Source organism: Staphylococcus sp. TCBT05, from assembly GCF_055179755.1.
On record NZ_JBUQDQ010000038.1, the window covers coordinates 719,462 to 731,466 of the forward strand.

Consider the following 12,005-nt stretch of genomic DNA (forward strand, 5'->3'; position numbering starts at 1 on the left):
GTTAAAACATTATGTAAAATGAAACATGGCATATCAGTGATAAGATAATATTTTTGTTATTATCGTTCACTGATATAGCCTATCTTTCAAATTGTTATTCTGTCGTTCTCAAATTTACGAATGGTAAATAAATAACGTCTATTATTCTGATTTATCACTCGATGATTTCTCTTCTTTTTTATCTTTCTTGTCTGTTGTTGACTTATCATCAGCAGATTTTTCAGATGCTGATTTATCTTCTTTAGTTGTTTCTTCTTTTGAGTTTGAACTTGTACTTGCTTCACCATCAATTTCTTCTGATGAAAGTGTAATTTGAATTTTATCATTTTTACTAACTTTTTGACCTTTTGTTACTGATTGGCTAGATACAAAGCCACTACCTTTCATTGTCACTTTAGTATTTGTCATACGTTCAAATGCAATGACTTCTTCTTTTGACCAACCTGTCATATCTGGCATTGTAATATCACCATCAGTTAGTAGTAATACCTTATTATTAGGTAATACTTCTTTATTTGCCGTTACAGATTGACTGGTTACCTTTTCACCATTACCAATAACGATGGCATCTAGGGATTTGCCGTTGATTTTATCTTCGGCTTTCTGAGTAGCCAACCCTTCAACATCTGGAACTTTACTATATTTCACATCTGAACTATCTTTTGTATTGTTCTCTCCGACATTTAAATATTTAAGCGTGTTTGCCATAATTGGTTTGAACGCTTTACTTACACCCATTTCATATGCTTCTTGGTCATTTTGTTGCGCTAAACTCATACCAGCATAAACAATGACCTTTGGATCTTTCTTAGGTGCATCACCGATAAAGCTAACGAAATATGGATTTTCACCTTGGACATATCCTCCATTATCAGGATCAGCAACTTGCGCTGTACCAGTCTTACCAGCGATATCATAACCATCCACACGATAATTTTTAGCGTGACTGTCTTCGCTATTTACAACTTTATCCAACTCTGTACGTACCTTTTTCGCAGTATCTTTAGTAATTGGTTTGCCTGCATACTCTTTTTTACCTTTATAGTAAGTATTATTCGACACTGGATTTGTCACACTGTCGACATACCAAGGTTTAAGCATATTACCATCATTGAAGAAAGCAGATTGCGCTCTTAACATTTGTACCGGAGTAACAGTAGTAGATTGACCGAATGATGAAGTTTTTTGTTGTGCTTCATTATCCCAAGCAATTCCACCAGATGATTCACTATCAAACATGCCGTCTGTAGTTTTGCCAAAACCAAACTTCTCATACCAATGTTTCATCTTATCTGCACCAACTAAGTCTTGTAGATGCATCATTAAGGTATTTGATGAATACGTGAAACCTAATGTCATCGGGATATCTCCCCAACCTACTTTGTTCCAGTCAGAAATTTTAGACCCCATAACCGTTCTCGGTCTTGCAGTATACTCTTTATTTGGTTTGAATTTACCTTCTTGAATAGCAGCTGCTAAACCAAATGATTTAAATGTAGAACCTGGTTCATAGGTATTTTGATATAAATCATTCGCCCATTTTTTCCCGAAGTCTTTTCCTGTTTCAGGGTTAAAAGTTGGTCGTTGACTAAATGCTAATATCTCACCGGTATGCGCATCCATTACCACAGCAAATAAATCTTTTGGTTTATATCTGTCAACCATGCTATCCAACGCTTCTTCAACAAAGACTTGAATATTCGAGTCTATTGTCAGATGAACATCATCACCACGTTTAGGTGTTTTTTCTTTTTTCGTATTCGGTGCAATATAACCCCAAATATCATGAATATATGACAAGGTACCTTTTTGCCCTTTCAGATAACTATCAAAGATCTTTTCAACACCCATCGCGCCTTTAAGTTCCCCACTATCAGGGTCCTTTTGAGCAATACCTATAAGATGAGATGCAAAGTTTCCATTAGGATAAAAACGTTCAGTCTCAGGATATAATGTAATACCTGGTAAATTCATTTTTTCAATTTTTTCCTTTTCTTGATACGTTAAATCGGTACCTTTTTGACCGAATTCAACTTGAAAGGCTTTCTTGTTATTCAACTTATTTTCGATTTCTTTGGCAGACATATCTAAAACCGTTGCTAGTTTTTTTGCAGTTTTCTTTTTATCAGTAACGTTTTTAGGTTTATCGCTACCTTCACTGGCTTTTTTACTCACAATGGCTACAAGTTTATATCGTTCTACGTCTTCTGCCAATATTTTACCGTTTCGATCATAAATCTTACCACGTTCAGGCTGTTCTTGACTGTTTACCAAGTATTTTTCATTAGCTTTTAAAATCAAATCTTCTCCAGATGAGTGGCCGGTCAACATAATATATGAATATCTTAAAACCAACGTAAAAAAGAGCAGTCCGAATCCAAGAATGAGTAGGACTGCCCCTATTTTATTTTGTTTTATTGGTAATTTTGGTTTTTTAAATTTAATTCTTCGCTTCGTCATTATTACGCACTACCTTTACATTGTCGTTCTTAAGGCTCATACCTTGCTTTTTAGCCTTGTCGTAAATGCGTTCATATGATGAGTTCTTTTTAATTTCAGATTCTATTGCGCTATTCTCACTAGATTGCTTTTCTATTTTTGTATCTAAATCTGCAATTTTCCCTCGAGTATCATACGCATCCATTTTTAAAGATAGCATATATATACTGATTAAAGCAATTATTGTTATAAGTCCTATGTATAACATCTTTTCAAATTTTGTTAACTGTACTACAACTTTTCTTTTAACTGTTTTAGGTTGGGTCGAGGGTTTTGTCTCTGGAATTTGTTGTTCAATATTATCATATGGTTGATATACTTTTTCTACTGCCACTCATAATCCACTCCTTATTTCAAGATTTCGGCTACACGTAATTTAGCACTACGCGCTCGGTTATTTATCTCTAAATCATCTTCAGTCGCAATGATAGGTTTACGGTTAACTCGTTTTAATTTTGGTGTGTATGCTTCAGGTATTACAGGTAATCCTCTTGGCACTTCAGGTCCTTTTTCATATTCTTGAAACATTTGTTTACACAAACGATCTTCAAGCGAATGGAAAGTGATGACTGAAATTCGACCGTCTACTTTCACCAATTCAATTGCTTGTTCTAATGAATCTTCGAAAGCTGACAATTCATCATTCACTGCAATTCTAATCGCTTGGAATATTCTTTTAGCCGGATGGCCACCTTTACGTCGAGCTTTTGCAGGAATACCTTCTTTTATAATATCTACAAGTTCTAATGTTGTATTAATAGGTTGTTGTTCTCTGTTTTGTTCGATGCGTCTAGCAATTTGCTTTGAAAATTTTTCTTCCCCATATCTATGGAAAATACGAACCAAACTTTCAAATGACCATTCGTTAACAACTTCGTAGGCCGAAAGTGATTGTGTTTGATCCATTCTCATATCCAATTGCGCATCGTGATGGTAACTAAATCCTCTTTCAGGAACATCTAATTGTGGACTAGATACGCCCAAGTCATAGTAGATACCGTTTACTTTTTCAATATTCAAATCATTTAAAATTTCAGATAACTTTCTAAAATTACTATGTACAAAAGTCACTTTATGTAAATGATCACTCAGTACTTCTTTAGCATTCTCAATTGCATTTGTATCTTGGTCTATTGCTATTAGCCTACCATCATCACTTAATTGCTCTAATAAATAAAGGGCATGTCCAGCTCCACCTAATGTACAGTCGACATATATACCATCTTCTTTTATATTCAAGTAATCAATGGTTTCTTTAAGCATTACGCTGACATGATGAAACACTCTAATTCCTCCATTTAAAAATCAAAATCAATTAAGTCTTCAGCAATATCTTCGAAACTATCTTCAGATTCATCATAGAAATCATTCCATGTTGCTCTATCCCATATTTCAATGCGATTTGATACACCGATGACTGTACATTCTTTACTTAAATTGGCGTATTGTCTTAAATTCTGCGGAATATTAATACGCCCCTGTTTGTCTAATTCCACTTCAACAGCACCAGAGAAAAACATTCTCATAAATTTACGAGCATCTTTCTTTGTCATAGGAAGCGTCTTCATCTTCTCTTCAATAACTTGCCATTCTTCCAAAGTGTAACCAAACAAACACTTATCAAGGCCTCTAGTGATTATAAAACGCTCATTCAAGTCATAACGAAATTTGGAAGGCACTATCATACGTCCCTTTGTATCCAACTGATGTTCGTATTCACCCATGAACATTTATAATCACCTCACCTTCTTATATTTATAATTTACCACATCTCACCACTATCCTCCACTAATTATACAATTTTCACCAAAATTTGTTATAGAACATAAAAAAATGCCCGATTCATCATTCCGATGAATCGGGCTCAACCTTACTCTCTCTAAGGTTTTACAATGATATGATCAAAAGTGTAGGAAAGTGGTGGATAGGTGGAGGGCTTGAACACATCTATCCCAAATTCATTCATTATTTGGATTGGATTCCAAATTCTTTCCTGTAATCCTCCCATTGGGTGGAGCACTTCGTTAATTTCATTAAAATGTTTCATACTTATGTCATTTTCACGTTCAATATTTAATAAATATCGGTTAAGTAGATAATCATATTGCTGTTGATGAATTTCATTATTTTTATCGACTAATAGTCTATTATCATTACTATTTGAAACTTCCAATAATAAGTTTTTATATAATTCATCTTGTCGTTGCTTCATTTGCTCGACTTGTTCTAAGAATGAATCAGAGGCTTGCGCTCTAACAAATCGTTGCTTATCTTCATCTATCCCATCAACTAATACTTTGTTTAAATCAAGTTGATACTGCGATAATAATTTTTCAGTTCTTTCATTAATATAGCTAATACGCAAACGAGGTAAGACAATAGGCATCGATACGTCGACTACTTTGAACACATCACTTAACTCAGCCCAATATTTTATTTCACTCGGACCTCCAATAAATGCAACAGTATTAAACAACCACTCTTCCATAATTGGACGTGTAACAACATTATTAGAAAATCTTCCCGGTTCCTGCTCTAAAATGTTTAATAACTCAGCAGTCGAATAAACCTTATCAGATTTACTAAGTTTAAATTGGCCATTTTCAAATGTTAATAACTGTCTCATATTATCTTCGTGTAAGAATAAGTGAACATTTGTATCTGTTTGTATCATTTGTTCTAGTCCACTTTCCTTAGTACGTGCTTGAGTAGCTCTAAATGCTGTGTCGACCTCATGGTGTTGTTGGATTAATTGTTTTATAAAAGGCTTTTCAACTTCTCTCAAACCTTCATCATTAGCATCAATGAATAATACGCCATATGCTTTGAATATTTCATTTAATAATGCCTTAAACATATCAGTCCAATTATCGTATTGATCAATCACGTTTCTATATAGATTGATAATGGATTGAGAGTGTTGTGTCTCTGGCAATGCTTGGAAAAACTGATTCAATGTATCACGTAACTCTTCCTTATCAGGAGAATATCTAGAAACATTACTTTCTGGTGGTGTCATAGTATGATATTTAATTTTATGTAGCTTTGCTTTCTTCGAATTATAGGCAAATGTATGATTTACTTCGTCAAAATCATGATCCTCTCCTGCAATCCAAAAAATAGGAACTACTTTTTTATGATATTTTTCTTTTAATTCTTCACTTAACGTTATGATTGAAAAAATTTTATGCAAAGTGTATAGCGGTCCACCAAATAAACCAGCCTGCTGGCCACCAATTACTACTTTTGCACCCTTTTTTAAAGCATCTATATTCTCAACTTGCTCAGATGTAAGTGATAGATCACTCATATACTTTTCAATAACATTAGCTACTGCAATCTCTCTTCCATTATTCTCTAAATCAAATCTCTGCTTAAAGCTATCAGGATTCATTGCATCTAAATGGTAAAATTGCGCTAATGTATGGTCACTATTTTTTAGGTTCGTTATAAATTTATCGTTTTCATTTAGTTTCTCAGTCATACAATACATTCGAAATTCTCCTTATGCTACTCTATTCCTACCTAGTATAAAGTTTATATACTATATTGACAATTTTACGGCTTATAAAAATCCAACTTTTTCATTATCTTTTATTACCTGATTAACAAAAATAGTTTGAACTCTCATAATTAACTTTTATATGTAAACGTACCTCCACAAATTTTCAATTATAAGTAAATACATGTTTAAAACAGTCATTTTTGTGAAAAATCAATATAAATATTGTATAATAGAAATAACAAAACAAAGGGGGAAGCCGTCTATGAGTGAAGTAAAAAGTCTAGGTATCAATTATAAAACAGATGAATTATTTGAAGATTTTAGAAATTTTGGCAACGAAGATTTATATTTAGTTGATGAACTTCGTGGTGAAATGATTGATGCTAGTTCGGATTCGCCATTCTACGGCATTTACGTCGGAGATAGACTAGGTGCAAGGATGGCATTATATAGAAAAGGTGAGGTCGAAGAACAACACTTCCCTGACTTCGAAGATTATAATATCATTTGGAAATTAGAAGTTTTACGTGATTTCCAAGATCGAGGTTATGGTACAACTTTACTAGATTTCGCAAAGAAACAAGGTCTACCAATTAAAGTTATCGCAAGAAATCAATCTAAAGAATTCTTTATTAAACAAGGATTTACTGATTTAAATGAAACAAACAAAGATGGTCATGACGTTCTCGTTTGGACACCATAAATGAAACTGATTCTAGCAGTTTCGTTTAAACATTTTGATTGCGTTAGGAAGCCATTTTTAAAATCAAAACGTAACGAGATTAACTCATATTAAATCGCCGACTCAAAAGTTTGGATTTAAACTTTTGAATCGGCATTCTTTATTTTGAAAGCTTGCGTATTAATATCCAGCGCTTATCTCATATTAATATTATGCTTTAATCTTAATACTTATCTTGTTCTATTTAGCATCTCAAATTAAAACCTAGTTAGTGAGGTTGTTATTTAAATTATTCATCTTATGTTGCATTTACTTTTACACAGTACATTTATGCACACAAATCACTAGCTATTTATTGGTTTAAAATGATACTTTCTACATCAGACTGTTATACAGTATACATGCTGTCATTTAGTTAAATTAGCAACTAACCCAAAACGATATGTTAAACTGCAAACTATCTTGCAAACATTTCAACTAGAGAATAAGTGACATGTCTCTCACCTATCACATATGTTTATTTGCATGCATTTAAATTAATCGAATCAATTCTTGCATATCAGTAATTGTAAAATCAGGTTCGATATCAGTAGTGTTTAATTTCTGACGTGGATTGAACCAGCAAGTTTCAATATTTGCGTTTTTTCCACCTAAAATATCAGAAGTCAATGAATCACCTATAATAATTGCATTATTACGCTTGTCCTCACCAATTTCATTAAATACAAAATCAAAGAATTCTGGCATTGGTTTTTGATAACCGGTCTGTTCTGAAACAAACACACCATCAAACCATTGACCAAAAGGCGTTTTTCCAATCCTACGTTCTTGCGTTTCTAGCACACCATTCGTAACAATATATAAGTTGTGTTGTTCTTTTAGCTTTTCTAATGTTTCTAACGTCTTTGGAAAATACTTTATCGGTGCATTGGCTAATTCATCTCTAAAGATATGGTCTGCTTCTACACCATTTACCTTTAACGCATGTAAATCGAAATACGCTTCGAAACGTTTAGATAACACTTCATCCTTAGTTAATAAATTATTCTGAAACGCTTCCCAATGTGATTGATTTACTTTCATAAATGTTTCTAAATCATGCCTAGTTGTATGTAATTGGTAATGTTTAGTTAAATTAAAGAACGCATATGCTTCTGCATCGTGAAAATCGACTAATGTATCATCAAAATCAATAAATATATTTTTACTTTCCATTTTATCCCACTACTTTCTCAATTTACTCGACCGTAATTTCTAATTAAGATAGTAACATATATCACTTAATTCAGTATATAAAATTAGACATTAAAAAATGGCCAAGGTTATCACCTTGACCATTGTCTATATCAATATTAGAATCCGAATAATTTAGAAAGTACGCCTACACCATTTTCAACGATGCTTACAATACCTGTTCCTAATTTAACGTTGTCCCCATCGATTCCTGCTTGTACTGTTTGTTTGATTGCCTCGAATAATTTTTCCATGTTAATATCTCCTCTACTATTTTTTTATAATTTTCAACTATTAGAATCCGAATAATTTACCTAGTAAGCCAACACCGCTTGATACGATATCAACAATGCTTGAACCTAATTCTGCATCGTTTCCTGATTTTGCTGCTTCAACTGTTTTTGCGATTGCTTCTGCTAATTTTGTCATAATAAATGCGCTCCTTTGAGTTATTTATATATTTTAAATTAATGCTTAGAATCCGAATAATTTACCTAATAAACCAACACCGCTTGATACGATATCAACAATGCTTGAACCTAATTCTGCGTCGTTTCCTGATTTTGCTGCTTCAACTGTTTTTGCGATTGCTTCTGCTAATTTTGTCATTTAAAATCTCTCCCTTTATAATTTATATTTAAAATGTTTAAATTAGAATCCAAATAATTTAGAAAGTACACTTGCACCATTTTCAACGATGCTTACAATGCTTGTACCTAATTTAGCGTTGTCCCCATCGATTCCTGCTTGAACTGTATCTTTAATTGCTTTGAATAAATCTTCCATTAAAAACACTCCTCTATATTTTTTGAGATCTTAAAGCTTTTACAAACTTACAAAATATTTAAAACGATGTTGTGCTTTGGTTTAATAAGCTATCGTTTTGTTATCTATAATATAAAATATAATACAATTGAATTGTGCAATTTTTCCTACTTCACCATTTTTACATCAAATCTGTCTATTTTTACATTGTGAATTACAGTTTTGAAATCCTAACTGTATTATGCACTATTGAATTATATACAATTAGATACAATGATGTATTTTTACAATAATAATATTGATGACTATTTATTGTATTCGTTAACTTATTTTGTGTTTGTAGTGTGCTATATCGTCGGCTCGCTTTACTAAGGGACTGCTTCAGCCTGTAGTCTTCAGCTCGTCCTGTTCCTTCAGGAGTCTCGCCTTTATATATGCTTCCATTTTTATTTTGTATTAATGAATTATTTTGCTAATCATCTTAGCTTTTTATTTTTGTTGTTTGTATTGATTTACTCTTAATATTTATAAACAATAACGAGATCTAAGTTCATTAACTTATCTTGTGTTTGTAGTGTGCTATATCGTCGGCTCGCTTTACTAAGGGACTGCTTCAGCCTGTAGTCTTCAGCTCGTCTTGTTCCTTCAGGAGTCTCGCCTTTATATATGCTTCCATTTTTATTTTGTATTAATGAATTATTTTGCTAATCATCTTAGCTTTTTATTTTTATCAAGACATAAAAAATCCCCTTCAAAGTTGACGTTTTTGAGTGTCTACTTTGAAGGGAACGATCTTTAATTGTATAACTTTCGTATATAGCACATGGAATTTATGACCCAGCCTCTTATGTGTTTACTACTAATAATAAAAATGACCTTTTCGATGAAATGACTAACAATGTAATATCATTTATACCAATTTCTGTATATGACGCCATGTTTGACACCATAAATGATCATTGGTTATTCACTTGAGTCATTACTCCATTGACCTATATTACTAAATGCCGATTATTTCTATTCATAACTAATTCACTCACAACGTTCTATTTACAACGCACAAGTAATGTACGTTGCTTTTTCCGAAGCAACGTACACTGAGCAAATTAATCAATTATTCTAATTCTCTTACAGTTATTTATTAAATACCACTCACGAAAAAATTAAAACATATTTTTATTTAAAATTTTATCAATTAACCAAATAATATTTTTACTCAAAAATATCTAAATAGGATAAAGGAATAGATATGACAAAATCTAATAATATTATATTTGAAAAGTTTAGTTTATTGCTTGAACGAACGATTTATTCGCAGTAATAAAAGTATCCGAATCTGTTTTTAATCTAGGCGTTCCTTTAGGTGATAGGATGACCTTTTCAATCGCTACCACACTGTCAGACTCTAATATATTTATTGTGTTTTTAAAGTTCCTTGAATCATATTCTTTACATTGCTGTAAAATTTTCACTTTTTGTGGTGCTTTATAATAATATTGGTCGTTATTATCTTTAGTGACAGCAGCAACAAACGCCCTATTTGCTGTAATCACTTTATTGTCGTCAATTAATAATCTAGGTGTTCCTTTTTTGGTATGCGCTATGCCATTCACTTCTAATATTTCCCCAACTTCCACACTACGATCGACTTGTGCTTTAAATTCAACATCATGATAAATTTTAAATTTATTAAGCACAGATACAGTTTGTGGATTAAAATGAAAGTATCTTTTCACTTCATTAGATTTTTTATTATTTTTTTCCTTTTGCATAAACTCAGCCTTAAAATTTTGTCTCTTCAAATTAATATTAGAATTCATATTAGGCAAATTCATATTCACTGTATACGGTTTATATTCATTGTAAATTAATACAATATTAAAATTATATGCAATATCCTCTAATACAGAAGATTTGATATAAATTTTGTTATCTCGTTCAACATATTTCACTTCTTGTGCATGAGGTTCATTATGAATCTCCGTGAACAGCACCTTATCAATGGTAATATCAGGATGTTTATAGACTCTAATTTGTTCATAATGTACATCTTCATATTCGTGCGTACCTTCATATACCGCAAACATTTCTTCCGTGACCGGTATTAAATCCTGTAACTGTTCTGGCATTACGAAATGAACTTGATTATTTTTTATATAGCGATCTGCTTTACCACCTTTAATTAACAGTGCTATATAGTCATATAAATCATCATATCGATGTTCATACAGTAATTTGAAATTATTTTTATATTTGTCTTCAATTAAATAATCTTCAATATTTTTACCATTCATACGCAACATTTCTGTTAAACGTTTAAAGTAATCGTAGAATTCTGCTTTTTGATGGCTCTTTAAAAATCGTTTTTTATTAAATAACCTGCTTATAAAATCAACTTCAACTATTCTACTAATTGCTTGAAATTCTGCTTTTTCCGGTAAATTTAATTGCAACACTTCTTCTAAAACGGTTAAGTTATCTGCAGTTTTTTCTAATATATTCGTTTCAGTAACAAGTGATTGATTTTCATTGTATCTATTCACATGATAAACCGCTGCTGAGTTCATAGAAGCAGTTTTACATCTGGAAATTGCTTCAATAAAGAATAATTTATCTTCGCCAAACTTTAAATGTTTAAACTTTAGTTTGTTAGATTTTATAACTTCTGCTTTCACAATTTTTCCCGGTGGTCCAACAGCTCTAAATATTTTATCTATTTCATACGGAATGAGACCATTTTCCACTTTAAATGATGTGAACCTTCCCAATTTACTAATTCCTCTATCGTCGTGTTTAATACTTTGTCCAAAGGCAATATCCGAATTATGTTTGTTAGCTTGCAATAGTAACTCTGGAAATCCCTCACTATCCAACCAATCATCTGCATCTAAAAAGGTAATATACTTACCTGTTGCATAATTCATGCCAACATTCCTTGGCTCTGCTGGACTCCCTGTGTTCTTATCTAACTGTATAACTTTTAAAAAATTATATTTTTGTTGATAAGATTCAATAATACTCAACGACGAATCCGTTGAGCAATCATCTACAAAAATCGCTTCAACATAATGATGATCAATATTCAATCGGTTTATTGATTCTATACAATCATGTAAAAACAATTCTTTATTATAAACAGGAACGATAATAGTTACTAATTTATCCATATTAAAACCCCTTTTGGCTGTTCAACATTGAATTACACTAAATTATTTGTATTATCATATTTATACCCAAGGCCACAGGGGTAATATGCAACTATTTTTAACATTTATCTATCATCCACTAAATTATTTAACAACGCGGTAACTTAATAATATT

General features: G+C 31.9%; 12 protein-coding genes. 1 reads left to right on the forward strand and 11 read right to left on the reverse strand.

All coding sequences use genetic code 11. The features are described 5' to 3' along the window. Positions 1-141: 141 nt before the first annotated feature. The 5 genes from ACY191_RS10490 to bshC all read right to left on the reverse strand — a co-directional run bounded on the left by ACY191_RS10490 (position 142) and on the right by bshC (position 5,992). The gene (locus ACY191_RS10490; RefSeq protein WP_229367130.1) at positions 142-2,460 is read right to left on the reverse strand and encodes a penicillin-binding protein; all 2,319 of its coding nucleotides are present in this window, start codon (positions 2,458-2,460) and stop codon (positions 142-144) included. Then, positions 2,441-2,833 carry a cell division protein FtsL gene (gene ftsL / locus ACY191_RS10495; protein WP_042738933.1) on the reverse strand — a complete coding sequence of 131 codons (393 nt, stop codon included), beginning with the start codon at positions 2,831-2,833 and terminating at the stop codon, positions 2,441-2,443. Before ftsL ends, ACY191_RS10490 begins: the two co-directional genes overlap by 20 nt. A 14-nt stretch (positions 2,834-2,847) precedes the next feature. Beyond that, on the reverse strand, positions 2,848-3,783 hold the full coding sequence (gene rsmH / locus ACY191_RS10500) for a 16S rRNA (cytosine(1402)-N(4))-methyltransferase RsmH (RefSeq protein ID WP_042738934.1): 936 nt from the start codon (positions 3,781-3,783) through the stop codon (positions 2,848-2,850). A 14-nt stretch (positions 3,784-3,797) separates the two neighbouring features. Continuing rightward, positions 3,798-4,229, reverse strand: a complete 432-nt coding sequence (mraZ, locus tag ACY191_RS10505) for a division/cell wall cluster transcriptional repressor MraZ (protein WP_042738935.1) — start codon at positions 4,227-4,229, stop codon at positions 3,798-3,800. A gap of 149 nt (positions 4,230-4,378) precedes the next feature. Further along, the gene (gene bshC, locus ACY191_RS10510; protein WP_107593203.1) at positions 4,379-5,992 is read right to left on the reverse strand and encodes a bacillithiol biosynthesis cysteine-adding enzyme BshC; all 1,614 of its coding nucleotides are present in this window, start codon (positions 5,990-5,992) and stop codon (positions 4,379-4,381) included. Positions 5,993-6,266: 274 nt separating this feature from the next. Between bshC and ACY191_RS10515 the strand changes: the two genes are divergently transcribed. After that, positions 6,267-6,707, forward strand: coding sequence for an N-acetyltransferase (locus tag ACY191_RS10515; protein WP_042738937.1), 441 nt, complete (start codon positions 6,267-6,269; stop codon positions 6,705-6,707). A gap of 510 nt (positions 6,708-7,217) precedes the next feature. Here ACY191_RS10515 and ACY191_RS10520 read toward each other — a convergent pair. From ACY191_RS10520 to ACY191_RS10545, 6 genes are all read right to left on the reverse strand, one after another. Next, positions 7,218-7,901, reverse strand: a complete 684-nt coding sequence (locus tag ACY191_RS10520; RefSeq protein WP_042738938.1) for a YjjG family noncanonical pyrimidine nucleotidase — start codon at positions 7,899-7,901, stop codon at positions 7,218-7,220. A 137-nt stretch (positions 7,902-8,038) separates the two neighbouring features. Continuing rightward, complete coding sequence (locus tag ACY191_RS10525; RefSeq protein WP_042738939.1) at positions 8,039-8,173, reverse strand: beta-class phenol-soluble modulin; 135 nt, start codon at positions 8,171-8,173, stop codon at positions 8,039-8,041. A 40-nt stretch (positions 8,174-8,213) separates the two neighbouring features. Next, complete coding sequence (locus ACY191_RS10530; RefSeq protein ID WP_042738940.1) at positions 8,214-8,348, reverse strand: beta-class phenol-soluble modulin; 135 nt, start codon at positions 8,346-8,348, stop codon at positions 8,214-8,216. 45 nt (positions 8,349-8,393) lie between these two features. Continuing rightward, positions 8,394-8,528 (reverse strand): beta-class phenol-soluble modulin, encoded by a 135-nt coding sequence (locus tag ACY191_RS10535; RefSeq protein WP_042738940.1) that lies wholly within the window; start codon positions 8,526-8,528, stop codon positions 8,394-8,396. A gap of 42 nt (positions 8,529-8,570) precedes the next feature. Further along, on the reverse strand, positions 8,571-8,705 hold the full coding sequence (locus tag ACY191_RS10540; protein WP_042738941.1) for a beta-class phenol-soluble modulin: 135 nt from the start codon (positions 8,703-8,705) through the stop codon (positions 8,571-8,573). A gap of 1,262 nt (positions 8,706-9,967) precedes the next feature. Continuing rightward, positions 9,968-11,851, reverse strand: coding sequence for a glycosyltransferase family 2 protein (locus ACY191_RS10545; RefSeq protein ID WP_229367129.1), 1,884 nt, complete (start codon positions 11,849-11,851; stop codon positions 9,968-9,970). Positions 11,852-12,005 lie beyond the last annotated feature (154 nt).